At 65.5% G+C, this 23,773-nt stretch carries 24 protein-coding genes and 1 pseudogene; 12 read left to right on the top strand and 13 right to left on the bottom strand.

The genetic code is table 11. The features are described from left to right. From ACWEO2_RS42940 to ACWEO2_RS42950, 3 genes are all read right to left on the bottom strand, one after another. The coding region (locus tag ACWEO2_RS42940; protein ID WP_452410638.1) for a nuclear transport factor 2 family protein at positions 1–692 on the bottom strand (692 nt) is incomplete at its 3' end. 88 nt (positions 693–780) lie between these two features. Next, positions 781–1,491, bottom strand: a complete 711-nt coding sequence (locus ACWEO2_RS42945; RefSeq protein WP_452410639.1) for a ubiquinone/menaquinone biosynthesis methyltransferase — start codon at positions 1,489–1,491, stop codon at positions 781–783. A 60-nt stretch (positions 1,492–1,551) separates the two neighbouring features. Further along, entirely contained in the window at positions 1,552–2,118 is a 567-nt protein-coding gene (locus ACWEO2_RS42950; RefSeq protein ID WP_452410640.1) for a TetR/AcrR family transcriptional regulator, read from the bottom strand. 128 nt (positions 2,119–2,246) lie between these two features. On the opposite strand from ACWEO2_RS42950, the gene ACWEO2_RS42955 reads away from it, so the two are divergent. The 3 genes from ACWEO2_RS42955 to ACWEO2_RS42965 all read left to right on the top strand — a co-directional run bounded on the left by ACWEO2_RS42955 (position 2,247) and on the right by ACWEO2_RS42965 (position 4,214). After that, a complete protein-coding gene (locus ACWEO2_RS42955) occupies positions 2,247–2,699 on the top strand; it encodes a DUF6463 family protein (protein WP_452410641.1) in 453 nt (150 codons plus the stop codon). Continuing rightward, positions 2,696–3,634 carry a hypothetical protein gene (locus ACWEO2_RS42960; protein WP_452410642.1) on the top strand — a complete coding sequence of 313 codons (939 nt, stop codon included), beginning with the start codon at positions 2,696–2,698 and terminating at the stop codon, positions 3,632–3,634. Before ACWEO2_RS42955 ends, ACWEO2_RS42960 begins: the two co-directional genes overlap by 4 nt. A 178-nt stretch (positions 3,635–3,812) precedes the next feature. Further along, a complete protein-coding gene (locus ACWEO2_RS42965; protein ID WP_452410643.1) occupies positions 3,813–4,214 on the top strand; it encodes a DUF6463 family protein in 402 nt (133 codons plus the stop codon). 214 nt (positions 4,215–4,428) lie between these two features. Here the strand turns inward: ACWEO2_RS42965 and ACWEO2_RS42970 are convergent, their stop codons facing one another. The 4 genes from ACWEO2_RS42970 to ACWEO2_RS42985 form a co-directional block, all read right to left on the bottom strand. Continuing rightward, positions 4,429–4,698, bottom strand: coding sequence for a hypothetical protein (locus ACWEO2_RS42970; RefSeq protein ID WP_452410644.1), 270 nt, complete (start codon positions 4,696–4,698; stop codon positions 4,429–4,431). 204 nt (positions 4,699–4,902) lie between these two features. Then, complete coding sequence (locus ACWEO2_RS42975) at positions 4,903–5,856, bottom strand: 3-hydroxyacyl-CoA dehydrogenase (protein WP_452410645.1); 954 nt, start codon at positions 5,854–5,856, stop codon at positions 4,903–4,905. Between the two features lie 216 nt (positions 5,857–6,072). Beyond that, entirely contained in the window at positions 6,073–6,972 is a 900-nt protein-coding gene (locus ACWEO2_RS42980) for an alpha/beta fold hydrolase (RefSeq protein ID WP_452410646.1), read from the bottom strand. Then, positions 6,969–8,447: a flavin-containing monooxygenase gene (locus ACWEO2_RS42985; RefSeq protein WP_452410647.1), complete on the bottom strand. Its 1,479-nt coding sequence runs from the start codon at positions 8,445–8,447 to the stop codon at positions 6,969–6,971. The genes ACWEO2_RS42980 and ACWEO2_RS42985 overlap by 4 nt, the downstream gene beginning before the upstream one ends. Positions 8,448–8,575: 128 nt before the next feature. On the opposite strand from ACWEO2_RS42985, the pseudogene ACWEO2_RS42990 reads away from it, so the two are divergent. Next, positions 8,576–9,565 (top strand): annotated as a pseudogene (locus ACWEO2_RS42990) (AraC family transcriptional regulator); the annotation flags it as partial. Positions 9,566–10,169: 604 nt separating this feature from the next. Here the strand turns inward: ACWEO2_RS42990 and ACWEO2_RS42995 are convergent. The 3 genes from ACWEO2_RS42995 to ACWEO2_RS43005 form a co-directional block, all read right to left on the bottom strand. Beyond that, positions 10,170–10,343 (bottom strand): nitroreductase/quinone reductase family protein, encoded by a 174-nt coding sequence (locus tag ACWEO2_RS42995; protein ID WP_452410648.1) that lies wholly within the window; start codon positions 10,341–10,343, stop codon positions 10,170–10,172. A 75-nt stretch (positions 10,344–10,418) separates the two neighbouring features. After that, positions 10,419–10,967, bottom strand: a complete 549-nt coding sequence (locus ACWEO2_RS43000; protein WP_452410649.1) for an ABC transporter substrate-binding protein — start codon at positions 10,965–10,967, stop codon at positions 10,419–10,421. Continuing rightward, positions 10,913–11,344: an ABC transporter substrate-binding protein gene (locus tag ACWEO2_RS43005; RefSeq protein ID WP_452410650.1), complete on the bottom strand. Its 432-nt coding sequence runs from the start codon at positions 11,342–11,344 to the stop codon at positions 10,913–10,915. Before ACWEO2_RS43005 ends, ACWEO2_RS43000 begins: the two co-directional genes overlap by 55 nt. A 368-nt stretch (positions 11,345–11,712) precedes the next feature. On the opposite strand from ACWEO2_RS43005, the gene ACWEO2_RS43010 reads away from it, so the two are divergent. From ACWEO2_RS43010 to ACWEO2_RS43025, 4 genes are all read left to right on the top strand, one after another. After that, on the top strand, positions 11,713–12,618 hold the full coding sequence (locus tag ACWEO2_RS43010) for a glycosyltransferase (RefSeq protein WP_452410651.1): 906 nt from the start codon (positions 11,713–11,715) through the stop codon (positions 12,616–12,618). A 116-nt stretch (positions 12,619–12,734) separates the two neighbouring features. After that, on the top strand, positions 12,735–14,291 hold the full coding sequence (locus ACWEO2_RS43015; RefSeq protein WP_452410652.1) for an FAD-binding protein: 1,557 nt from the start codon (positions 12,735–12,737) through the stop codon (positions 14,289–14,291). 562 nt (positions 14,292–14,853) lie between these two features. After that, complete coding sequence (locus tag ACWEO2_RS43020; protein ID WP_452410653.1) at positions 14,854–15,420, top strand: TetR/AcrR family transcriptional regulator; 567 nt, start codon at positions 14,854–14,856, stop codon at positions 15,418–15,420. A 40-nt stretch (positions 15,421–15,460) separates the two neighbouring features. After that, complete coding sequence (locus tag ACWEO2_RS43025; protein ID WP_452410654.1) at positions 15,461–16,213, top strand: cupin domain-containing protein; 753 nt, start codon at positions 15,461–15,463, stop codon at positions 16,211–16,213. A gap of 43 nt (positions 16,214–16,256) precedes the next feature. On the opposite strand, the gene ACWEO2_RS43030 is transcribed toward ACWEO2_RS43025, so the two are convergent. Continuing rightward, positions 16,257–16,436 carry a hypothetical protein gene (locus tag ACWEO2_RS43030; protein WP_452410655.1) on the bottom strand — a complete coding sequence of 60 codons (180 nt, stop codon included), beginning with the start codon at positions 16,434–16,436 and terminating at the stop codon, positions 16,257–16,259. Between the two features lie 120 nt (positions 16,437–16,556). Then, positions 16,557–17,534 (bottom strand): sigma-70 family RNA polymerase sigma factor, encoded by a 978-nt coding sequence (locus ACWEO2_RS43035; RefSeq protein WP_452410656.1) that lies wholly within the window; start codon positions 17,532–17,534, stop codon positions 16,557–16,559. A 228-nt stretch (positions 17,535–17,762) separates the two neighbouring features. Here ACWEO2_RS43035 and ACWEO2_RS43040 point away from each other — a divergent pair, with 228 nt between their 5' ends. Together ACWEO2_RS43040 and ACWEO2_RS43045 are read left to right on the top strand one after the other, a co-directional pair. Further along, entirely contained in the window at positions 17,763–18,533 is a 771-nt protein-coding gene (locus tag ACWEO2_RS43040) for an SDR family oxidoreductase (protein ID WP_452410661.1), read from the top strand. A gap of 30 nt (positions 18,534–18,563) precedes the next feature. After that, positions 18,564–19,322, top strand: a complete 759-nt coding sequence (locus tag ACWEO2_RS43045) for a DUF899 domain-containing protein (RefSeq protein WP_452410657.1) — start codon at positions 18,564–18,566, stop codon at positions 19,320–19,322. Positions 19,323–19,478: 156 nt separating this feature from the next. Here ACWEO2_RS43045 and ACWEO2_RS43050 read toward each other — a convergent pair whose 3' ends face one another. Next, complete coding sequence (locus ACWEO2_RS43050; protein WP_452410658.1) at positions 19,479–21,020, bottom strand: DHA2 family efflux MFS transporter permease subunit; 1,542 nt, start codon at positions 21,018–21,020, stop codon at positions 19,479–19,481. Positions 21,021–21,081: 61 nt separating this feature from the next. Between ACWEO2_RS43050 and ACWEO2_RS43055 the strand changes: the two genes are divergently transcribed. Both ACWEO2_RS43055 and ACWEO2_RS43060 read left to right on the top strand, forming a co-directional pair. Beyond that, positions 21,082–21,588 carry a winged helix-turn-helix transcriptional regulator gene (locus ACWEO2_RS43055; protein ID WP_452410659.1) on the top strand — a complete coding sequence of 169 codons (507 nt, stop codon included), beginning with the start codon at positions 21,082–21,084 and terminating at the stop codon, positions 21,586–21,588. A 99-nt stretch (positions 21,589–21,687) separates the two neighbouring features. Beyond that, on the top strand, positions 21,688–23,733 hold the full coding sequence (locus tag ACWEO2_RS43060) for an oxidoreductase (RefSeq protein ID WP_452410660.1): 2,046 nt from the start codon (positions 21,688–21,690) through the stop codon (positions 23,731–23,733). Positions 23,734–23,773: the final 40 nt, after the last annotated feature.

Below are 23,773 nucleotides of genomic sequence, written 5' to 3' on the forward strand. Positions count from 1 at the left end.
TGCTCGCTGAAGCGAGTCGGGTAGGTGCCGATCACCGGGTGCCCGGCGGTTTCGAGCAGGTAGGCCAGCGCCGCGTACTCCCGAGGATGACGACCGGAAAGCGACTCCGCGTCGATGTCCGGGGCACCTGCGACACCGAACGGGTAGGTGAATCCGCCCATGTCGTAGACGGAGTCACGATGATCGATGCGCCAGATCCCATCACGTCGGCTCACACGGTCGAGGAATCGGTTGTGGATGGTCGCGCCGATCCCCGCACCAGCGAGTTCCGCGAGGAGGATCGCGTTGGTCTCGACGAACGCGCCATCGCCGGCGAAGCGGATGGTGGGAGCGCCGATAAAGTGCTTGCTACGCAGCGGCCCGTGCCCCATACGACGGGCGGCGTCGATGAAGTCGTGGGCAGAGCCGGCGAACCACAGGATCCTCAGCGTGGCGTCTTCATGGAACAAGCCGGCCAGCTCGTCCCACTGCTCCTTGTCCCGATGGATCCAGCCTGTCATCAACTCGCTGATCGCCCAGCGGTCTTCGATTCGGTTGTCGCTCATGGCTCCACTGTTATTGATCAACCCGCCGACAACCACCGGTAAAGTGGTGGGGCGATCCCTGAACGCGAGCTGCTCAGACCCGGGCGGCCGATCCGGTCGCGCGCCAACAGCGCCATCGGCGTCAAGGAAGTTGCAGGACAGCGACATACGCTAGGTTGCCGCCGCCCTCACGCCAGCCGCAGCTCGCGCTCTGCTGCACCCGATCCAAAAAAGCTGTGACCAGGCCGCGATAGCCTCATCGACTTGCCTTGGTGGCCCACAGGATGACATTGGTGCCGAAGAATTTCTTGCTCCAGCCTATGTTCTGAAAGCCCAGTTCCCCCAGGACATCTGCCACGTGTTGAGGTGAGGTGAAGCCGAGGGTGCTGGATTCGAGATAGGTATACGACGATCGGTCGCGAGCGACCGTTTGCCCCAGCAAGGGAACGATCGTGCGCATTCCCCACGTGAGTATCGGCTTCATCGGGCCACTGGGAGGGCAGGTTTCGAGGATGACGATCCGGCCGCCGGGCGCGAGGATTCGGTACTGTTCGCGAAGTACTCCGGCCAGGTCTTCGACGTTGCGGAGCAGATAGCCTTCGGTAATTGCGTCGAAGGACTCGTCGTCGAACGGCAGACGGGTCGCATCGGCCTGCTGCCACCGAACCGTGCCGGCCCCGGATTTGATCCGCGCACGAGCCAACATCGCCTCGGAAAAGTCGACACCCGTCACGGCGACAGTGGGATATATCTGTGCCGCCGCCAAGGCGATCGCACCTGTCCCGGTGGCTAGGTCCAATAGCTGTCCGCCTGCGGGTGGTGCGGCACGCGTGGCCACTTCGCGACACCAGCGCGTATGACGGCCGAGCGTCATAACGAGGTTCATCCGGTCGTAGTACCCGGCGATCTTTTCGAAGATCGTGTGTACTTCAGAGCCTTTGCCGTGCGACATCTCGGTGTCTGTCATCTCTTCGACCTTTCTGCGGTTCTCCCCGGTAGTGGAAGTCTTACGAACTGGCTCCGATCCCTACGGTGTCGGGCTCGGAGGGCGGTTCAGCACGATCGCTGATGCGCGGGCGCGGACCTCGTCGCGGGTACGGCCGTTGTGGTCGGCGGCGAGGAATTGGTTTCCGATGGCCAGGCAGAACGCGAGTAGGCTACGGGCCTCGATTTCGTCGGGGTCGGAGCAGAAGGTGCCGATCATCTCGCGGGCCAGTTTCATGCGCTGGTTGTCGACCCGGCGCAGCCGCGCGGCGACCGCCTCGTCGCGGCGGGCCCAGTTGCGGATCGCCAGGTCGACCCCCAGCAGACGATCGCTGGACAGGGTCAATCGGCCGGCCAGTGCGATCTTGTCGCGTGAGTCGTCCTCGCGTTGCACGGCCTCGAGCACCTCGTCGATGCTCTCACGCTCCCACGTGTCCAGCATCGCGGCCAGCAGCGCGTCGCGGTCGGCGAAGTAGCCATAGAACCCACCTTTGGTCACGCCGAGCGCCTTGGCCAGCACCTCGATGCGGACCGCCTGCTCGCCGCTGGCGGCCAGTGTCCGCAAGCCTTGCTCGATCCACGCCTCGCGCGGCGTGCGGGCCACACCCATGACATGACTCCTTTCACATCTCTCAGTTCTATACGCCACCGTATAACTAGTCTAACCTCCATGTTATACGGTGCCGTATATCAGCCGGGACGGGCCACAGCGCCCCGTGACGAGAACGGAGAAAGTAAATGATCAAGTGGGCCGGTTGGCTCATCACGCTGTTCGCAGCCGCGCACACGCTCCTCGCCCTGACTCTGGAAAAGGCCGCGCAGCACGCCGGGACGTGGTTCAGCGGCGGGTTGTGGGGTGAGGACCTCGCCGCGATGAGTCCGGCAGGCAGCGCGTACTGGCTCAGCCTCTACAGCTTCGGGCCGCCGCTCGTCGTGGTCGGCCTGATTGTGCTGTGGCTGGACCGCCGGGGCGTCACCCCACCCACCTTCATCGCCTGGACGCTGGGGGCCTGGACCTTGGTCGGCGCCGTGGTCCTCGTGACCACGCCTTGGCCGATTCTGCTGCTCGCCAACATCCTGCTGTTGGCCGGAACCCGCCGACACACCCACCCCGTGCCCGAGCCCAGCTCGGCTTCCGGGCGGTCCGACCGCCGCGACGGCATATCCACGCCAGAAGGTGAGCCGAGATGAACAACTCGGCAACGACCATGGCGCCGGACATGAGCGTCACGGTGACCATCGCGCGGCCGTGGGCGCTGTGGACCGCTGCGGCCGTCGCGACGATCACCGCCGTGCTGCACACCTTCGTGCAGGCAACTCCCACGATCGGCGCGCTGATGGCCGGCAACGCCACCGCCGAGGCCCAACAGGGGTTACGGATGATGTGGCATGGCATGTCGGCGATCGCCTGGACCTACCCGGTCGTCCTGCTGCTGCTATCACGCAAGCCAGCGCCCGTGACCAGGCCGGCACTGGGCTATATCGCGCTGTTGAACGGCACGCAGGCACTGCTGTACGCGGCGGCCGGTGTCTGGGCCGACGGCGCGTCCGGGCTGCGGTCGTTGCCGCAATGGATGCTCCACGCTGCTGTAGCGGGCCTGGCCTTGCTGGCCCGGCCATCCCGGTCGGCCGAAGAGCCACAACCACCGGTCCGCCCTCGCTCCGGGCGGCGGGTGCTGCTGTGGGTCGCCACGATCGTCGGAGCACTCAATGCGATCCTCCACACCGCCTTGGCCACCTTTCAGGGCTGGCCGGCCGCGCTGCTGACCAGCGATACCTTGTCCTCGCCGAAGCAGGCGCTGTACGCGATGTGGCTGTTCAGCTGCGTGCTGTTCATCTCGGTTCCGGCGGCCGTGGTGTGGTCACTGCGGGCTCCCCCGGCGGCGGGCCGTTTCGTCGTCCGATACGTCGCCATCCTGGCGGCGGCCCTGATGGTGTCATGGGCCTGCGCGATGGCATTCGGACTCGGGCACGACCTGACGCCGGCCGGGCCGCTCTCCCTCGGCCTGCTCGTCGCTCTCACCGCGCTGAGCGCGCCACCCCGACCCCGGCCGAACATACGGACCTCGAGCGACGACTCGGCACCGCCGACCCCACCGGAGCCAGCAAATGTCCCACAGCGCTGAGTCGAGAGTTGGCCGCGCAACCCGTCCAGAGCCCGGGGACCGCCCGGGTAGGGCGGTGTCGCCATTGAGGACGCAGCGGCAGCGGCACCAGGTCGCCGATGGCAGTGCCGAAGCCGTTGATCTGTTGCAGCACAAGCGGTTACGGCACCCGCAGCAAGAGAATAGGAGTGTGAATCAAATGATCGCATGGTCTGGACGCATCATCGCGTTCATCGGTGCCGGGCATCTCGCCACCGGATTATTGCTCAGCCATGCCTACTTCAAGGACTGGCTATCGCTGCAGCTGTGGGGACACTGGGCGGAGGACACCCTGCCGGCCCACGCTTTTTGGAGCAACCCGGCAGGGTTCGGCTGGCCGCTGCTGATCGTCGGCATGCTCGTGGTGTGGATGGATCGGCGCGGCATCGTCCCGCCGGCCTTCCTGGCGTGGATGGTGCTGGCGTGGGGTGGCGTGTGCGCCCTCATCGTCGAGCCCACCCCAGCGCCAGTGGTGGTGGCCGCCGCCGTCCTGCTCCTGCGCGGCATCCACCGCGCCACCGAACAGACCGAGCCCGCACTCGCCGCGCACAGCGAGGCATGAACGTGAACCAGCCACGATCCGGTTACCGATCCGGCAACGTCACATTCGTATCGGCGCCGAAATCGGCTGTGTGACTGCTACGCGACGGCCTCGATGGATCTGGTCACCCGCTACGACGACCGGGAACTGGCCGCGATCGCCGACTCCTCTTCGAAGCTGCCGACCACCAGCGGCAGGCGACCCGGCAACTGTCGGAGCAATAGGGGCCGCCGTGTCAGCGGACAGGTGCGTCGGGTTCGGCGCATATCGCCGCCAGCGCATTGGTCATGGCGGCGATGACGGACTCGACCGTCGATTGGTCGAAAAGCTCAGCAGCGTAAACCAGCTCACCGCGGATTCCGGCGCATTCCCCGTCGGCGTGGTGTTCCTCCCGCAGATTCAGCAATAGCTCGAACGGGGTCCGGCGCACCGCTACCGGTCGAGGCTGGATCGCCAATCCGTCTGGGGCCGTGCCGATATCGAATCCACGCAGGTAGGTCACCATGACCTGGAACAGTGGATGATGGGTCCGGGAGCGTCGCGGGTTCCGGCACGCCGTCGAGCATGGTGCGCCAGTACCGCGTCTGCTGCTCGAGTACGTGGGTATCCGGGCCCAGCAGGTGCCGCAGCCGTATGGCGTAATCCGCGAACTGCGGTGCCGGACTGGGCCATTCCGGGACCAGTCCAGCTCGGACTCGCCGCGATCCAGCTAAGTGAGCATTGCGCGTGCCGCGATGTCGGAAGCACTCGATATCTGTGGTACCGAAAGGAAGTCGGGATCGGCGTAGGCGGGTTCCGGATAACTGTAGTAACCCTGCCCGGACTGCAGTCCGAGCTTGCCCTGGTCGACGAAGTTCGCCTGCAGATAGGCGGCGTTGGCGAGCATCTGCTGGTCGTCATTGTGCACTCCCCAGTAGGCGAGCACGTCGTAGGCGGTCTTCATACCGATCACATCGAGTGTGCCCATGGGGCCGCGTGGGGCGCCCCGGTTGACGATCATGTAGGTTCGGTCGACGTCCTCCGGCGTGGAGACACCGTTGGTGACGAGTGTTTGGGCGGCGTTCAAGAGCGGGACCACCCAGGTGTTGAGTACGTATCCATGCTGCTCCCGGTGCACCGGAATGGGAACCATGCCGATCTCGATGGCGAATTCCGTGATCTGCGTCAGGGTGTCGGCAGCCGTACCGGGATGAGCCATGACCTCGGCGACGTTCAACGCCCAGATCAGGTTCGCGAAGTGCAGCGCGCAGTACTTGTCCGGACGGCCGGTGGCCTCGGCGAAGTCGCGAGGCAGCAGCGTCGAGGAGTTCGTCGCGATGAGTGTGTGGGCGTCCAGCAGGCCCGCCATCTCGGCGTACACCTTCGTCTTGACCTCCGGGATCTCGGGGACCGCTTCGATCACGAGGTCCTGGCCGGCCACTGCCGGCACCAGATCGGTGGTGTAGGTGAGCCGGGCCTGGGCATCGGCCACATCCTGCACCGACGCGCCGATCTCGGCGAGATAGATAGCCGCGTACTGGCCGTGAGCTGCGCGGCAGAGGTCGAGTGCTTCTTCCGAAATGTCGTAGACGACAACAGTTTTACCCATGAAGGCCGAATGCCAGGCGATCTGTCCGCCGAGAACTCCGCCGCCGAGCACGGTGATCTTGTCGAGCGTTGACATGGATGTCTCCTCTGATTGATTTTCTTGATTCGATTGCTGCAAGCGCTTCGCGGCCGCAGGCGAGCCCGATGACATCGAGGCCGCTCTCGATATGGATCCGCGACCCAGGGCCGGCCGCTGTTCGGCGTCGAGGCCCGATCGTCGTTGACAGCGGCGCCGCGCTCCCCGACGACGGTGTCGCCGTCGGCGAACTTCAGGTCAGGAGTTCTCCGCTCATCAGGACGGCGCATCGGCGCGACCGAGACCGACCCGCGTTGTTCGGCTCCCGGCCGTTGCGGCGCCGGCGAGAAAGGCCAGTACGAGCTGGGCGAACTTATCGGGGCACTCGATCTGCGGCATGTGGCCAATGCCGGTGAACAGGTGGGTTTCGGCGTGCGGCAGCAGCTGGCGTGCGGTGACCAGGTGGTGCGCGGGTAGGACGCGGTCGAGGTCTCCCCAGACGGCCAGAGTCGGTCGAGGATGCTTCGCGATGGCCGCGATCAGCTCGGTCCGCCATTCGCGCCTGACTCCCCGGCCGGTCGCCAGCGCACGGGCGGTCTCGTACATCACGTCGGCGGGGTCGGGCTGCTCGGCGATGGCGAGGGCGTGGTCGATCCGCTCCTTCGTGACCAGGGACTTGTCGGCGAAGATCAGGCGCTCGTTCATTTCCGCCGCGAGGCGGGTGGTGTGCCGAGTCGCCAGGTACCCGATGCCGGGCACGGCCAGCAGCCGCAGCGCCATGGCGACCTGCGAGCCGAATCCCGCACTGTTGACCAGCACCAGGCTTGCCACCCGTGCCGGCTCGAGGGCGAGCAGTTGCATGGCCACGGCACCGCCGAGCGAGTTTCCGATGATATGCACGCGCCGCTGCTCACCGAGGGCGGTGAGCGTTTCCGCGACCCCGCGGGCGAGCACCGGCAGCGTGATGCGTTCCCGAGGACGGTCCGAGAAGCCGAACCCGGGAACGTCGAGGGCGATGACTCGGTGAGTTCGGGCCAGTCGATGGAACTGTGGTGCCCAATCTTCGAGGCTGCGGCCGATTCCATGCAGCAACAGGACTGGCGGTCGGTCGGGATCGCCGTCGATTCGCACGCGAATGCGTCGACCGTCGAGCGGGATGTAGGTCGGCGTGCTCATGCCATCGCACCTTTCAGCGCGGGGGCTTCGAACCGAAGGAGGCCGTCGTTGATGGGGTCGTCGAGGAGCATCTTGGAGTCCTGCTCGTAGTTCATCAGAACTTTCCACGGCGGCTTGGATCCTTGACGCGGCAGTGTGTTCTTCGCGCGTTGTACGTAGCCGGACTCCAGCGAGTCCAAAATGCCGTCGTCCGTCGCGGAGTTCTCGATATCGCGGGGTGTCGCCACGGTGTGGCCGTGATCGTCCATGTGCTTGAACAGGCGACACAGGTAGGCGCCTGCGATGTCGGACTTCAGCGTCCATGGGGCGTTGGTGTACCCGAAGACCCAGGCCAGATTGGGAATGCTCTCCACGAGCAAACCCTTGTACGTCATCCGGTCGTGCAGCTCGTGCGGCTCACCGTCCACGGAGAGCGCCATCCCGCCCAGCATCTGGATGTCGAGACCGGTGGCGGTGACGATGATGTCGGCCTCCAGTTCCCGTCCGGATTGCAGCAGGATGCCCTGCTCGGTGAAGGTATCGATCCGATCCGTGACGATCGAGGCATCGTCCGACGCGAGCACCCGGAACAGATCGCCGTCGGGCACCGCGCACAGCCGCTGGTCCCACGGTAGGTAGCTGGGCGTGAAGTGGCTCATGTCGACCGAGTCGCCGAGATTGCGTCGCACCTGCCAGAGCAGGAACCGGCGCATCTGCCGGGGCCAGCGACGGCAGGCCCGGTAGAGCTGACGTTGGATGACGATGTTCCGTTTGCGACCCATCGCGTACACCCAGTCCTGCGGGAGGAAGCGACCCAGCACCTGGGAGATTCGGTCGAAGGCGGGCAGCGAGAAGACATACGACGGGGAGCGCTGCAACATGGTCACGTGCTCGGCGTCGCGAGCCATCGCCGGCACCAGGGTGACGGCGGTGGCGCCACTGCCGATCACAACGACCTTCTTGCCGGAGTAGTCCAGATCTTCCGGCCAGTGCTGGGGGTGGATACACCGGCCGTCGAATCGCTCCACGCCGGGGAAGGCCGGGAGGTAGCCCGCGTCATAGTTGTAGTAGCCGGTGCAGCTGACGAGGTAGCCGCAGGTGAAGATGCGCGTCTGCCCGGTCGCCTCGTCCAGGGTGGTCACGGTCCAGCGGGACTCGGGTGTCGACCAGTCCGCGGTGACGACCTTCAGGCCGTAGTGAATCTTCTCGTCGATGCCGAACTGCCTGGCGGTGTCCGCTATGTACGCCCGGATCGACCCGCCGTCGGCGAGTACCGTCAGGTCGCGCCACGGACGGAACTTGTATCCGAAGGTGTACATGTCGGAGTCCGAACGAATGCCGGGGTAACGAAACAGGTCCCAGGTGCCGCCCAGCCGCTCGCGTCGCTCCAGCACGGCGATGGTCTTATCGGGGAAGGCAGCCGCCACCTGCGAGGCCGTGCCGATGCCGGACAGGCCGGCACCAATGATCAAGACGTCGAAATGTTGTGCGTTCATGGCTTCCTCTGGCTTCTGCGTGCTGTGTTCACAAGACGCTGTAGAAAGAGGATGACTGTGCGCCACGTCACAGATCTTGACAGTTCCCGACAGATTTTTATCATTTCCCGACACAAGGAGGTGGTCGCATGGACACAGTGATCCGTGCCGCAGCCCTGTTGGGGTACCGCGAGCTGGTAAAGGAGCTCGGCGCTGACCCGGAGCCTTTCTTGTCGCGCTTCCACATCCAGCCGGGCGTCGAGTACCAGGAGGACGCGTTCGTCTCCTTCCAGGCGACCGTTCGCCTGCTCGAGGCGAGCGCTGCCGACCTGGATTGTCCGGACTTCGGGCTTCGCCTGGCACGCTGGCAGGGCCTGCACATCCTCGGACCCATCGCGGTGATCGCGCGGAATGCTCAGACCGTGCTCGGTGGACTGGAGTCGATCGCGCGCTACCTACACGTCCATTCTCCGGCGATGAAGCTGACGGTCGCGCGCACTACGGAGGCCGACGTCGGGTTCACCTACGAGATCACCGAGCCGCCTCCCCTGGAGATACCCCAGGGGTATGAGCTGAGCATGGCTGACGCCGTTCGCATGATTCGCCTCCTCGGCGGACCGGACGCGCGCCCCAGCTCGGTTTCATTCGTGCACGGCCAGCTGGGCTCGGACGCTGCCTATCAAGAAGCGCTGGGTTGCACCGTGCTCTTCGGGCAGCCGTGGTGCGGGTTCGAGCTGCCCCTGGAATTGGCAGACCGGCGTATCCAGGGCGCGGACGCCGAGACCAGGCGCATCGCCACGAAGTACATGGAGGCCCAGTACGTTCCGAGCAGTGCGGCGCTGTCCGAACGCGTAGCCGAGCTGGCCCGTAAGCTGCTGCCCACCGGTCAGTGCAGCGCCGAGGTCATCGCCGACGAACTGGCGATGCATCCGCGGACGCTGCAACGACGCCTGGCCGACGAGGGCCTGAGCTGTCAGGAGCTCATCGAGCGGGTACGCCGCAACCAAGCGGCGAAATACCTTGCCGAACCGGGGTTGCACCTCAGCCAGATCGCGGGCCTGCTCGGCTACGCCGAACAGAGCACCCTCAACCGCTCATGCCGACGATGGTTCGGGATGACACCAAGGCAATACCGAGCGGACCTGCCGCCGCCGACCCCACGAGACCTGTCTCGAGCGAATCTTCCTGATGCCGGCGGTCAAACGCTCACCTTCGAGGCATCGTTGACCGAGGATCGATCCCAAACCGAGCTGCGCGACGAGCTGATCCGGGCGAAGACCGCCGTAGCAGGAGCCATACCGCCGACCACGTGAGCGACCGACCGGGCGCCATCGTGCTCACCCTCGGGCAAGATCACCCCGGCACGACAAGCCCAGGCCTGCGCTCAGGTGCCGCCCCCGCGCAGCGGGGTTGCGCGGACGAGTGGAGGGCTCGCGCGTCTCGCACCCCCGCGCCATGGAGCGCCGTCAGAACCACGCCACACAGCGGTCACATTCTCACGCGCCGCTGTCCGCGCGGGATTTGTTTGCCAGGCAACGACTCTTCGGAATTTGCAAAATGTGACCACCTGACCACCAGCGACGGCTACGCCCGCAACCGCGGGGTAGACGAGGGAACTGTCCGGGAGTCCAACGTCGATACGGTGATGCCTCGGGATCAAGCGGCCTGAGGCATCACGGAAATCTTTGTGCTGCTTGCTATTTCTTAACGCGCCGAAGGCCGTCGCCGGACTCACCGGCGGATTCAGTGTCTCCCGTTCCGATCGCGGCGCACGGCGGGGTGCGTGCGAGCGAGAACCACCACCGGGATGACTCGATCGGTGGCCGTCTGGTACTCCACGAACTGCGGAAGCAGCTGCGCCATGCGGTCGTACAGCCGTTGCCGTTCCAGTCCCTCGGTCAGCAGTTCGGCGACCACGTCGACCGCTTCGGTCGGAGAATTCGTGGCCTGACCGGTCTCACCGGGTTTGACAGCTTCCGGACCTCCGCGCTCTCAGCTGGCGTGAAGGACCCGAAAGCGGTTGGGCTCAGCCGGATCTCGATCAACGACTTGGATGGGCGTCCAAGCCCATTGCCAAACGCTGATGCCTGGCGCGCGGGAGAACCGGATCGGCCCGCGGGTGCCTTCGACTGCAGCGCGCGGCCAGAATTCGGCAGTGCGCGCCCGGTCCGCGCCGTGAGAACGCAGCACATCGGCGAGGACAGTGACCGTGTCGTAGCCCTCGAAGGCGACGAAAGAGGGCGCTTCGGCTAGCCGCTCGCGAAGGGCCGCCTCGACGCGTGCACCGAGTGGACTGAGGCGCTGAGGTAGGTAGCGCAAGAACGGGATCGCTGCGCTGTCGTCGCCCAGCAACCTCGCCCATTCGGCGAACTCGGGTTGCCCGGCCGGAGCACCGATCATGATCTCGGCGAGGCGCTGGTCGCGGCGGACAGACTTCACGATCGACACTGCCGGCTCCGGGTGGCCGACCAGAAGAAGCAGGGCTGTCACGCGATTGTCGACGAGTTCGTCGCACACGGCCGTAGGGGCGAGCACGCGCATGTCGAGTTCGATGACGGTGCCCCCCGTGGCGCGAGGTAGTCCCGCAGAATGCGGGCCCCAGATACCCAGTAGGCACTCGACTCCGCTGCTACGGCGATTCGACTGTGGCCCGCACTGAGGAGGAAGTGTGCGTAGATCTGCCAGCCGTGGGATTGCGCCGGGGCCAGGCGCGCGATCCATTCCGTTGGCTGTTCGGTGAGCGCGTCGAGAACCGCTGACGAGCAGAGGAACGGCACGCCGAGAGCGTCGGCCCTGGCGGCAGCGGCGCGGGCGACGACGCTGTGATACTCCCCCGCCAGGGCAGCCACGCCCAGGCGAGCCAATTCATCCACGGCCGCCGCGGCCCTCTGTGGATCAGCCGCGGTGTCTCGAACCACCAGCTCGAGCGGTTTCCCGTCGATCCCGCCGGCGCGACTGCCGATCTTGCGGGAGGGGCCTCGAGTGGATCAGCCGGGGGCCGAGGTAGCGGTTCGGCAGTCAAGCACCCCCCCGTCCAGTTCATTGGTGGATCCGATCATCGACCAGGACCGGCAGCGCGGCAGTTTTCCCCTCCGAAATCCTGCCCAGTAATAAAGACCGCTTGCTTCGTGCTCAGTTTCCGCAGTTCCGCACTCTTCCCGGGCGCAATTCCGCCCTGTACCGCATCCCCGCATTGATCTTCCCAACGATGGGGAGGCAGTAATTTTCGAAGCGGCTGAGCTCGACAGTGTTTGACCGGCCCTTGATCAAGATTAGGAGAGATCGAGTGTTGGAGCACGAACTCGTGCCGGTGAAGAAGCCTGAGCTGGTTTCTGTGGTCATTGCTGTGTTCAATGGTCTCCCGTTGCTCGACGAGCAGCTGGAAAGTCTTGCCGCACAAGACTATTCGGGGCCATTCGAGGTGATCATCAGCGACAACGGCTCCACCGATGGTTTGCCTGGGCATCTCGAAGGACACCCGCTGGCCGAGCGGCTGCGTTTGCGCCGTGTCGACAGTTCCGATCGCGCTGGCGCGCCGCACGCCCGCAATGTCGGCGCGGTAGCCGCAGGTGGCGATTTCCTGGCTTTCACCGATCAGGACGATCGGGTCTATCCGGGATGGCTGAGCGCACTGGTCGAGACTGCCGCGGACTACGACGCGGTCGGCGGTCCGATCGAGGTCGTCTCCTTGAACAGCCCGAAGGTGGCCAAATGGCGACCATCGCCGCCACCGGAGGAACGCTTCCCCTCACACTATTTGTACTGGATGCACGGCAACAACATGAGCATGTGGCGGACCACCTTCGAGAAGGTTGGTGGATTCGACGAGGCGATGGTCTACGGTGACGACCTCGACATGTCGTGGTCGATTCAGGAGGCCGGGATGACGCTCGGGCACGCACCGGGCGCCATGGTTGCTTATCGGCTGCGGACGACACTGCGGGAGGCTTGGCATCAGTCCGTCAACTATGGCCGCTCTCAAGTCGACGTGTATGCCAAACATCGACCGAACGGCTGCCCGCCCTATCCGTTGCGCGGAACATTGATAACTCTCGCGGTCGTGCTGTTTTGTAACCCAGCTTTCGTGTTCATGCGCAGATGGGTTCCGTCTGGACTGTGGATGCTGCACACCGGAGTGCTGGCGGGCCGTATCCAAGGGTCCTGGCGGCTGCGCACTTTCGATTACCTGTAGCGCAACGCGATTGCTCTGGCCGCAACATCGGTGCGGATCCGGGTCGTGCGGCAGTGGTCGCAGGTGTGGATCACATCGGGGTTTTCGCTTTGACAAGATTCTTTGGAGAATATCGGATGTCGTTGTCACGTCGAGGGTTTATGGCAGCGGCCACGTTGGGCGCTGCCGCGAGTGCGACCGGTGTGTTCGCGGCGCACGCCGAACCGCAAGCGGTGGCGCCCGGTGAGCTGGATTATCAGCGGCTGACCCTGCGGGGATACAACCGGCGATTCGTGGCGCAACCGAAGCGGATTCACATCCCGTCGGGCACTGGCGAGTTGCAGGAGGCGGTGGCGCGGTCGGTGCGGGATGATCTGCGGATCGCGATCCGCTCGGGTGGGCACTGCTTCGACGATTTCGTCGACAGTACCGACACACGAAGTCTGATCGATCTTCAGCGGCTGAACACTGTCGGTTGGGACGACCAGTACAAGGCGTTCTCAGTCGGTGCGGGCGCGGATCTGGACTCCGTCTACCGTGGGCTGTCTCGGTGGGGTGTGACAATTCCCGGCGGCATATGCCGGGCCGTCGGTGTGGGCGGGCACATCAGCGGCGGGGGCTACGGACCTTTGTCGAGGCAGTACGGTCTGGTCGCCGACCACTTGTACGGGGTGGAGATCGTTACAGTCGACGCACGGGGAGAGTCCTCGCTGATAGTCGCGACGAAAGATGGCCCGCATCGAGATCTGTGGTGGGCCAACACCGGTGGCGGCGGCGGCAATTTCGGCGTGGTATCCCGATTTCTGTTGCGCTCACCGGATTCCGACGGGACCGATCCGGCGCTTGCGCTCCCACGCCGGCCCGACGGTGTGCTCGTCGGGCGGCTGTTGCTGCCGATGCCGATGGTCACCGAGGAATCCTTCGTGCGGTTTCTCGGCAACTACCTCGACTTCCACTCCCGATATCGCGAACCCGCGAACCGATTCGCCGGATTGTACGCGCGGCTCATCTTCCGGCCACTCATCGAAGGCTTCGCCGACCTACTGATCTTCTCCTACGGAGAGCCCCGCGACGCCCAGTCCCAACTCGACGAATTCCTCACCACAGTCACCGACGGGGTCACGCCCGCACCCGTGTTGCTGCCACCCACCCGGCTCAGCTATGCCGACAGCATCGAGCAGTACTACGCGGCCCCGACAAACCCGGCTCGGGTCAAGATCAAGGCCGCCATGCTGCGCCAACCGTATTCACCCGAGCAGCTACGAATCCTCTACCGCGCGCTCGTCGGCCTGACCGTGAACGGTGAATCCTTCGTGGAGTTTTCACCATTCGGCGGCGCGATCAACGCCACCGCACCCGACGCCACCGCGATGCCCGCCCGAGATTCATTCATGAAGATGCTCATCCATGCCACCTGGCGAGATCCCAGCGACGACGACCGGTTCATCTCCTGGGCACGAACCACCTACGGAAGTATCTACGCCGACACCGGCGCCCCGGTCCCCGACGACCGAAACGGCGGCAGCTACATCAACTACCCGGATCCTGACCTCGCGGACCCCGTATGGAATAGGTCGACCGCACCCTGGCACGCCCTCTACTACGGAGACAACTACACACGGCTCCAGCACATCAAAGCAGAGTGGGACCCCAAAAACATATTCCGCCACAGGCTTTCGGTCGAACCTCGATGATCCGGGAGAACACGCATCTGTCCGAGGGTCGGCCAGCCTCGCTCAGCTCTACCGAAACCTCCAGCGGCACAAATACATTGCAAGCATTCACCGGACTCCGCCCACTACGCGGCCGATAACGCCGAGGTCGGCGAGCGTGGTCGGGGTCGCCGTAGTATCGGGCGGATATGCGTAACCGCTGGTCAGTGGGTGCGGGAGGCTCCGGGGCCGATGAGGTTGGTTAGTTCGCGCATCGCCTGGGGAGATGGTTTGACGTAGCGGCGCAGGCCCGATGGTGTCCAGGAACGCCTCGGCGGACGAGCACGGGGTGCGCGCCGGCGGGGTGCGGATGCGGGTCACGCTCGCGGCCATCGATGACACGTCTCCGCCTTGCCTCGGATAACGGGGTCGCTTCGTGTCGTCGCGACGGCATCGCCGCAGGCCGATTCCGATGTTATCCCGGATAACGGGCCGTTATCCGGGTAAAGAGAACGCCTCCGGCAAGCCGCCGAACGCGCGATAGGCACACGATGCCCCTCGGTAAACACTCGCTCTGTACCTACTAGTATGTATAGTTTCCTGCATGAGCACGAGGGACAACCTCATCGAGAGCGCACGGGCACTGCTGTGGGAGCGGGGATATGTTGGGACCAGCCCGAAAGCGATTCAGCAGCGGGCCGGAGCCGGCCAGGGCAGCATGTACCACCACTTCGCCGGCAAGGAGGAACTGGCGCGTGCCGCGATCGATCGGACGGCCGCGGAGCTGCGTGCCGGTGTGGACGCGCAACTTTCCGGTCCGGGCACTGCGCTTCAACGTATTTCGGCCTATCTGCGCCGCGAGCGCGACATCCTCAAGGGCTGCCCGATCGGTGGGCTGACTCAAGATCCGGACGTGATGGTCGCACCGGCCCTCCGCGAGCCGGTCGAGGAGACCCTGACCTGGCTGTGCACCCGCCTGGCAGGCGTGCTGACCGAGGGCATCGACGCCGACGAGCTGAGTCCGACCCTGGACCCGGCCGCCACCGCGGCGGCGATCGTCGCCGTGCTGCAGGGCGGGTACGTCCTGGCCCGGGCCGCCGACAGCGAAACGCCTTTCGAGCAGGCGGTCGAGGGAATCCTCGCGTTGCTCACCGCCCACGCCGTCCACTGAGTGTCGAAAACCGCACGAGATCAAGGAAATACGACAAGCAATGCGCATATCCCACGCTCCTCACACCGCCGTACCCGCTTCATCCGCGTTCATCACCGGTGACGCGCGCGTCGAAGAACTCGCCGTCCCCGACGGCCTGTCGCGGACGCAGGTCGACAGCGTCCGGTTCGCCCCTGGTGCCCGCACGCGCTGGCACCGTCACCCAGTCGGGCAGGTGCTCGTGGTGACCGACGGTGCGGGGCTCGTGCAACGCCGCGGGGGACCTGTCGAGACCATCCGCATCGGCGACACCGTGCGGATCGAGGCCGGCGAATGGCATTGGCACGGAGCGACTCCCGGCAACTCGATGACGCATGTGGCCATCGAGGAACTTCCGGTGGACGGGAGTATGGCGGAGTTCGCGCAGGCTGTGACAGACGCTGAATACCACGCCCCGGACGGAGACCAGGCTGACCCGGCCCCGCCGCTGAGCCGTGTGATCGTGATGGACCAGCAACTGCCGCAGCCGCTGGCCACCCAGCGTGTCGAGATCCGGCGGATCACCATCGCACCCGGATACGCCGCAGGGCTGCACATCCACAACGGGCCGGTCTTCGGCAGCATCGAGACCGGGTCGGTCATCTATCAGATCGAGGGACAACCGGAAACCGTGCTCGAACCCGGCGACGTGTTCTACGAACCCGAGGGCATACGCATCGCACGCTTCGATGCACAGGCGGACGGCGTCACCTTCCTCGGGTACTTCTTGCTCGGTGACGGCGTGAACGCCGAGCTTGTCCTCCCCGACGCCTGATTCCCCGCTACCGTCTGCTCGCCATTCTCAACCGCCCATCGACTCAAAGGGAATGAGCGGGCGCCCTGTTGGGACGACCACGGACAGCGGTTCCGTCGTCTGCTGTGGCCGTCTCGAAGTCCTCGTCGGCGATCTGCGGATCGATGACGATGGCCAAGAGCTCGTCCAGCAGGGCTTGGCGGTCCTCTCCGGATTTGCCGCGCTCGGCCAGGTCCTGGCGCATGCGCCGCTCCGCCTGGCCGAACTTCGCCGAACGCGAAACCCGTTCCCTACCAGCCCACTACGCCATATCCGCCCGAAATTCGGCCGATACTACGGCGACCACTGGTCGGCTCGCTGGGCATCACCACGATCTCTCTGCGGTGGCGCAGGGAGGATCGGTCAGTGGCATGCCGAACGCGGCGAACAGCGTTGGTTCGAGAAAGACGGTGATAGCGGCGACCCCGTTGGCGCCGGTGGTGATCACATGTATCGAATGGGCTTGCAGGATGCCGCCTGCGCCCCGACGGTATTCGGCGACAGCGGGTTGTCCGTTCGCGGCGGTCGGGATCACCATGAGATCGCCAGGCTTGGCGAAGGCACGTTTGGCGAGGAACCGAGTCACCGCATCGCGTCCGGTGAACCACACCGGCACCGGCGGCATTTCGAGCCTGACGTCGGCCGCCAGTAGCTCGGTGAGGGCTGTGAGGTCGGCGTTCTCGAATGCCGCGCAGTAGCGGTCGAGCAGGTCACGGCGTTCGGCGTCTTCCGGTTCGGTCACGTTTTCGTCGGTGGGGGCCACCTCGGCGAGATGGGCGCGTGCACGCTGCAGGGCGCTGTTGACCGCGGCGGAGGTGGTGTGGAGCACTTCCGCCACCTCGGCGGCACTGAACTGCGCGACGTCGCGCAGGATCAACACGGCCCGCTGACGCGCGGGCAGCTCCTGCATGGCCGTCACCACCGCCAGCCGGACGCTTTCCCTGGCGACAAGTGCCGATTCCGGTGTCAGCGCGTCCGGCAGCGGCTGCATCCATCGGTGCGCACCGGCGTCGCCGTCCAGACCCGCATCTGGGTCGATCGAGCCGGCGCCCAGTCCAGCCGGCAGCACCCGGCGGGCGCGGTTCTCCAATGCGCGCAGGCACGCGCTCGTCGCGATGCGGTACAGCCAGGTGCGCAGCGCTGCGCGTTCCTCGAACGCCGGATAGCCGCGCCAGCCACGCAGGTACGTCTCCTGGACAAGATCCTCGGCGTCGTGCACCGAGCCGAGCATGCGATAACAATGCGCAATCAGTTCGGCACGGAACGGCGCCGCCAACTCGATGAAATCCTCCTGGACCGGCATGGTCGTACTCCTAGGTCTCGGCGTGATGAGGATTGGCGCCCCTACCAGTACAGACACGTCCGGCGATGGAAATTCATCGGTTGGCTCGCCGCCGATCGCCGAGAAAGTACACCGGCAACCAGACCGATTGGTCGGCGCCGCACCGATGAATCGCGGCGCCGCGACGTATCTGAATTAGTGGGGGCCTCGAGCACATCACCAACGAAAGCGAGTACGACCGTGAACGAGATATTCGAGCACAGCACATTCGAGCACAGCAGCCTCGAAGGCACGACGGCGATCGTGACCGGAGCCGGCCGCGGATTCGGGCGCGGTATCGCCAGGGCGCTGTCTGCTGCCGGTGCACACGTCGTCGGCGTCGCCCGGACCAGCGCGCAGCTCGATACGTTGCGCGACGAACTCGGCGGCAGCTTCACCGCGGTGGCCGCGGACGCCGCCGATCCCGCAACGGCCAGGCGACTCCTCGACGAGCATCGCCCGCGCACGGTGGTCCTGTGCGCGGGGGCCACTCCGCGGATGAGCCCCGTCCAGGATCAGACGTGGGAGACCTTCAGCCAGAACTGGAATGTCGACGTAGCGCAGGCGTTCCACTGGATTCGCGAAGCGCTGCGGCGCCCGCTGGCGCGCGGCAGCTCGGTGATCGCGATCTCCAGCGGCGCCGCGATCAACGGGTCGCCGCTGAGCGGCGGCTACGCCGGAGCGAAGGCCACCGTCAGGTTCATTACGAGCTATGCCGCCATTGAGTCGGAACGGGCCGAACTGGGGATCAGGTTCGTCTCCGTCCTCCCCCAGCTGACGCCCGCCACCGATCTGGGGGCGGCGGCGGTGGCGGCCTATGCCGAGCGGCAAGGAGTCGACGCCGACACGTTCGTGCGGTCCTTGGGACCCGCCCTCACCCCGGAGCAGGTGGGCAAGTCGGTTCTCGAAATCGCGACCGCTGAACACCCGGTCCACCACACGAACACGCTCACCTCCGCGGGCATATCACCACTGGGCTGAACGACCAACAGACGGGAAGGGCATCGCACAATGAACACACCGCCGATCGTCTCGCCGCAGGAGTGGCAGGCAGCGTGGCAGCAGCTGCTCGTGAAGGAGAAGGAGCTGACCCGCGCACGTGACGCGCTGGCCGCCTTGCGACGGCGGATGCCATGGCAGGCCGTGGACAAGGAGTACGCATTCGAGGGACCCGAGGGCAGGGCGAGTCTGCTCGACCTGTTCCAGGGCCGGCGTCAGCTGATCGTCTACCGCGCCTTCTTCGAGCCCGGCGTGGACGGCTGGCCCGACCATGCCTGTCGCGGCTGCTCCATGATGGCCGATCACGTACCCAACCTTGCCCACCTGAACACCCGCGATACCACCCTCGTGTACGCCTCCCCCGCGCCGCAGCAGGACATCGAGCGGTTGAAGGCCCGGATGGGCTGGGAAATGCCGTGGTACTCGATCACCGACGACTTCGACGCCGACTTCGGCGTGGACGAATGGCACGGCACGAATGCATTCATTCACGACGGCGAGCGCGTCTTCCGTACCTACTTCATCAACAATCGCGGCGACGAGGCATTGGGGACCACGTGGAGCTACCTCGACATGACCGCGCTGGGACGCCAGGAGCAGTGGGAGGACTCACCGGGGGGCTACCCGCAGACCCCACCCTACGAATGGTGGGACTGGCACGACGCATATGGCGAGCACACGCCGTCACGGTGGTTCGGCGACCCCGACCCGGACAACCCCGACGACCAACGGCCGCCGAGAGCCGACTCGAAGAGCCGCGACTCCACATGATCGACAACATCGGGGTCCGGGCGGCGCTTCCCGAGGTCTTCTCCGTCACGACCGCGCACTACCTCTGCGGGTCGTGACGGCGACACCTGCGGCACACCAACCGGGATACAGGCCAACGAACAGCCCAGGTCCCACGGCTCGGCCGACCACGAACAGTCAGCCCGCGTCGGCCGTCACGACCGCGACCGCATCGGCGGGCCGCGATGGTTCGGTCGGCACCGTCTCGGCGGCATCGTGACGAGGTGATGTCGCCGATTCGAACAGCAGCGCCGCGACGATGCCGGCCACGAGGAATCCGACGGGCAGATACATGGCCTGGCTCAATGCCGAACTGAGTGGGTCCTTGACGGCGTCGGGGATGATGTCGGCTCCCATGCTCCCTTTCCCGATCTTGCCTCTCCCCAGACCGTGCGCGGACATACGCGCGGTGATCGTCGCGGCGATCGCGGCACTGCCGATCGTCGAACCGATCTGGCGCATCGCGTTGTACACCCCGGACCCGGCGCCGGCTTGGTGGGCGGGGAGGTTGCGGGTGGTCGTCGCCGCCAGCGGCGCCCAGGTGCACGCGTTGGCGAAGCCGCTGACCGCCCCGACCGCGACGAACCACGCGATCGGCGCCTCTCGGGGGATGAGGATCGACATCGCGACAATCGTCACCGCGTAGAGCGTGAAACCCACCAGGGGGAATAACCGAGGATGCGCCTTGTCACCGAACTTGCCGACCACCGGCGCGAAAACCAGCATCATGGCGGCCATCGGCGCGAAAACCAGCGCCGCCCGGGTCGGGGACAGCCCGCGCACCACTTCGAGGTAGAAGTACAGCGGGACCATGGCGGCCGTCGCGGTGGCGCCGGTGGAGACGATCGCGATGTTGCCGAGCGCAAAGTTGCGGTCGCGGAACAACGTCAGCGGCAGCAGCGGTTCACTGCCACCGCGCAGCTGGGTCACCACGAAGATCGCCAGGACCACCAACCCGGCGGCGATCAAAATCCAGATGAGGGTGTCCCAGTTCCGGATATCGCTCTCCTGCAGGCCGTACACCAGCAGAAACATGCCGACGGCGCTCAGCAGTACGCCGGGGATATCGAAGCGGTGCGGGTTGGTCGGCAGCGCCGGCACCAACCGCAGACCGAGCACAAGACCGACTACCCCGATCGGGATATTGATGAAGAAGATCCACCGCCACCCGAACGCATCCGACAGCGTGCCGCCGAGGATCGGTCCGACCAGCAGGGCCAGTCCCGCCACCGCACCCCACAGCGACATTGCCGCGCCCCGCTTCTCAGCCGGGAAGGTGCGTCTGATCACGGCCATGGTCTGCGGTGTCATCAGCGCCGCGCCGAACCCCTGCACCACGCGCGCGGCTATCAATACGCCGATGGACTGCGACAGCCCGCACCACAGCGAGGCGAGCGTGAATATCGCCAGCCCGGCGAGGTAGATGTACTTGGGGCCGAAGCGATCACCGAGACGACCGCAGGCCAGCAGCGGCACCGCGAAGGCGAGCAGATAGGCGCTGGTCACCCAGATCACCTGCGCCACACTGGCATCCAGTGCACGCAGGAGTACCGGATTGATCACCAGGACGATCATCATGTCGGCGGTTGTCAGGAAGAACCCGACGACCATCGCGATCAGCGCTGGCCACGGATTGCGTTGTGGGTCCGCACCAGGACGTTCCACCTGAGTTCGAAACATGGATGCAGCCTCGCAGCGACAGCTGAGTCTGTCAATAAGATCCAGCATCTAGACTGCTGCCATGACACAGCCGCACCCACCCGCCATGGACTGGTCCACCGAGAACGACACGGTCTCCCGTGCTATGGAGATCCTCGGCGAACGCTGGACAGTGGTGGTACTGCGCGAAATCTTCAACGGCATCCGGCGTTTCGACCAGATCCGCGAGCATGCGGGCGTGCCGAGACAGGTGTTGACCAATCGCCTGGCCGGGCTCTGCGAGGTGGGTTTGCTTGTCCGCCGGCCGTATCAGGAACCCGGCGAGCGCAAGCGCCACGAATACCGGCTCACCCCAATGGGATTCGATGTGTTTCCGATAGTGGTGGCGATTCGTCAATGGGGCGACCGCTACCTGGCGGATCCGGAGGGGCCGCCGGTGACCTCGCTACACCGAGAATGCGAGGCCGAGGTCGGTATCCAACTCGTCTGCGCCGCCGGTCATCACATCGACTCCCCTCGTGACGTGGCATTCCGACCGGGGCCGGGAGCGCGCTCGATCGAGCCTGTCGCACCCGCTGATCCAGCGTGAGCACCGAGCGCTCATCACCCGGTCATCGATCTCACCCGCGGAACCGATGGCTGGTCAACCCCGGTTGCGGGGGTGCGGAGCAGTCATTAGGTTCCACACATGAGTTCAGCTTTTCCGCGCTTGTTGTCACCACTCCGGGTAGGGCGGGTCACGCTGCGCAATCGTGTGGTGATGGGTTCGATGCACACCGGGCTCGAGGACCGGGATTGGCATATCGACCGGCTGGCCGCGTTTTTCGCCGAACGGGCCCGTGGCGGCGTCGGCTTGATCGTCACCGGCGGATATTCACCGAACCGCGAAGGATGGCTGTGGCCCTTCGCCTGTGCGATGATCACCGAGGGCGACGCGCAACGCCACCGGGTCATCACGGACGCGGTGCACGAGGCGGGGGCCAAGATCGCGTTGCAGATCGTGCACGGTGGGCGCGATTCGAATATCCCGATCAATGTATCGGCCTCGGCGGTGGCGTCCCCGCTCACTGCGTTCGAGCCGAAGGCCATGACCGAAGAGGGCATCGAATCGACGATCGCCGACCACGTGCGTTGCGCCCAGCTCGCGAAGGTAGCAGGTTATGACGGCATCGAATTGATGGGCGGCGAGGGCTTCCTGATCAATCAATTCCTCGCGCCGCGAACCAATCACCGCACCGACCGCTGGGGTGGCTCCGCCGAGAACCGGCGGCGGTTCCCGGTTGAGATCGCGGCGCGGACCCGGGCCGCGATGGGCGAAGACTTCCTCCTCATGTTCCGGCTGTCCATGGCCGAATTCGTCGAGGACGGGCAGACCTTCGAGGAGATCATCGCGCTGGCCAAGGAGTTGGAGGCCGCCGGGGTCGACGTCATCAACACCGATATCGGTTGGCACGAATCGCGGGTGCCGACGATCGCCACCTCGGTGCCGCGGGCCGCGTTCGTGGGATATACCGCCGAACTCAAGACCCACGTGTCGATTCCGGTCTGCGCCTCGAACCGCATCAACATGCCCGAGGTCGCCGAGGAGATCCTGGAGCGGGGCCAAGCCGATCTCATCTCGCTGGCCCGCCCGATGCTGGCCGATCCGGAATGGGTGAACAAGGCCGCCGAGTCCCGGGTGGACGAGATCAACACCTGCATCGCCTGCAACCAGGCCTGCCTCGACCACACCTTCACTCGCCAAACCGTTTCCTGCCTGGTGAATCCGCGGGCCTGTCACGAAACACTGCTGCAGTTGCTGCCCACCCGGCACGCCAAACGCGTCGCCGTCGTCGGCGCGGGCCCGGCGGGGTTGTCGGCCGCGATCGGGCTCGCCGAGCGCGGTCATCACGTCGAACTCTTCGAGGCGTCCGACACCATCGGCGGCCAGTTCGACCTTGCCCGGCGCATCCCGGGCAAGGAGGAGTTCAACGAGTCGATCCGGTACTTCCGCCGCAAACTCGAATTGAACGCTGTCACGGTGCATTTGAACACCCCCGTCACCGCCGAGCAGTTGGCCGGTGGCGGCTGGGACGAGGTCGTCGTGGCGACCGGTGTGCGACCTCGTGTGCCCGATATCCCCGGAATCGACCACCCGATGGTCCTGTCCTATCCGGAGTTGATCCGACAGGAGCGAGCCGTCGGCACGCGTGTCGCCGTCATCGGCGCGGGTGGAATCGGTTTCGACGTCAGCGAATTCCTCGCCGTCGACGGTCCGGCCGCACTGGAACTCGACCAGTGGCGGCACGAATGGGGTGTCACCAACGACCATCGCGCGCCAGGACAGTTGACTGCGCGCAGGCACATTCCCGCTGTGCGGGAAGTGACACTGCTGCAACGGAAGTCGGGACCGTTCGGGCTGAGTCTCGGCAAGTCGACCGGTTGGATCCATCGCGCCACCCTGGAGGCGAAAGGCGTCGAGCAGATCGGCGGGGTCAATTACGAGCGGATCGACGATCGCGGCCTACACATCAGTTTCGGTTCGAACCGAGACGGCAGGCGGGTGCTCGAGGTCGACAACGTGATCGTGTGCGCCGGTCAGGAATCGGTGCGCGATCTTCAGGACGGGCTCGAATCCCTCGGTGTGCGAGCGCGTCTCATCGGCGGCGCCGAGGAGGCCAAGGAACTGGACGCCAAGCGCCTCCGTGGTCGCGTTGCACAGCGACTTCCTGGCCGAATTGCGCAGGCAGTGTAGCGAACTCGATATTCCGCTGATCTTCGACGAGGTGGTCTCC

Source organism: Nocardia sp. NPDC004278 (assembly GCF_053602975.1).

What these genes read in the sequence shown, in the direction of transcription:
- ACWEO2_RS42945 (WP_452410639.1), bottom strand. Translation starts at nt 1,491, where the DNA reads ATGACAGACACCGAGATGTCGCACGGCAAAGGCTCTGAAGTACACACG.
- ACWEO2_RS42950 (WP_452410640.1), bottom strand. Translation starts at nt 2,118, where the DNA reads ATGGGTGTGGCCCGCACGCCGCGCGAGGCGTGGATCGAGCAAGGCTTG.
- ACWEO2_RS42955 (WP_452410641.1), top strand. Translation starts at nt 2,247, where the DNA reads ATGATCAAGTGGGCCGGTTGGCTCATCACGCTGTTCGCAGCCGCGCAC.
- ACWEO2_RS42960 (WP_452410642.1), top strand. Translation starts at nt 2,696, where the DNA reads ATGAACAACTCGGCAACGACCATGGCGCCGGACATGAGCGTCACGGTG.
- ACWEO2_RS42965 (WP_452410643.1), top strand. Translation starts at nt 3,813, where the DNA reads ATGATCGCATGGTCTGGACGCATCATCGCGTTCATCGGTGCCGGGCAT.
- ACWEO2_RS42970 (WP_452410644.1), bottom strand. Translation starts at nt 4,698, where the DNA reads ATGGTGACCTACCTGCGTGGATTCGATATCGGCACGGCCCCAGACGGA.
- ACWEO2_RS42975 (WP_452410645.1), bottom strand. Translation starts at nt 5,856, where the DNA reads ATGTCAACGCTCGACAAGATCACCGTGCTCGGCGGCGGAGTTCTCGGC.
- ACWEO2_RS42980 (WP_452410646.1), bottom strand. Translation starts at nt 6,972, where the DNA reads ATGAGCACGCCGACCTACATCCCGCTCGACGGTCGACGCATTCGCGTG.
- ACWEO2_RS42985 (WP_452410647.1), bottom strand. Translation starts at nt 8,447, where the DNA reads ATGAACGCACAACATTTCGACGTCTTGATCATTGGTGCCGGCCTGTCC.
- ACWEO2_RS43000 (WP_452410649.1), bottom strand. Translation starts at nt 10,967, where the DNA reads ATGCGCGTGCTCGCCCCTACGGCCGTGTGCGACGAACTCGTCGACAAT.
- ACWEO2_RS43015 (WP_452410652.1), top strand. Translation starts at nt 12,735, where the DNA reads ATGTCGTTGTCACGTCGAGGGTTTATGGCAGCGGCCACGTTGGGCGCT.
- ACWEO2_RS43020 (WP_452410653.1), top strand. Translation starts at nt 14,854, where the DNA reads ATGAGCACGAGGGACAACCTCATCGAGAGCGCACGGGCACTGCTGTGG.
- ACWEO2_RS43025 (WP_452410654.1), top strand. Translation starts at nt 15,461, where the DNA reads ATGCGCATATCCCACGCTCCTCACACCGCCGTACCCGCTTCATCCGCG.
- ACWEO2_RS43030 (WP_452410655.1), bottom strand. Translation starts at nt 16,436, where the DNA reads ATGCGCCAGGACCTGGCCGAGCGCGGCAAATCCGGAGAGGACCGCCAA.
- ACWEO2_RS43035 (WP_452410656.1), bottom strand. Translation starts at nt 17,534, where the DNA reads ATGCCGGTCCAGGAGGATTTCATCGAGTTGGCGGCGCCGTTCCGTGCC.
- ACWEO2_RS43045 (WP_452410657.1), top strand. Translation starts at nt 18,564, where the DNA reads ATGAACACACCGCCGATCGTCTCGCCGCAGGAGTGGCAGGCAGCGTGG.
- ACWEO2_RS43050 (WP_452410658.1), bottom strand. Translation starts at nt 21,020, where the DNA reads ATGTTTCGAACTCAGGTGGAACGTCCTGGTGCGGACCCACAACGCAAT.
- ACWEO2_RS43055 (WP_452410659.1), top strand. Translation starts at nt 21,082, where the DNA reads ATGACACAGCCGCACCCACCCGCCATGGACTGGTCCACCGAGAACGAC.
- ACWEO2_RS43060 (WP_452410660.1), top strand. Translation starts at nt 21,688, where the DNA reads ATGAGTTCAGCTTTTCCGCGCTTGTTGTCACCACTCCGGGTAGGGCGG.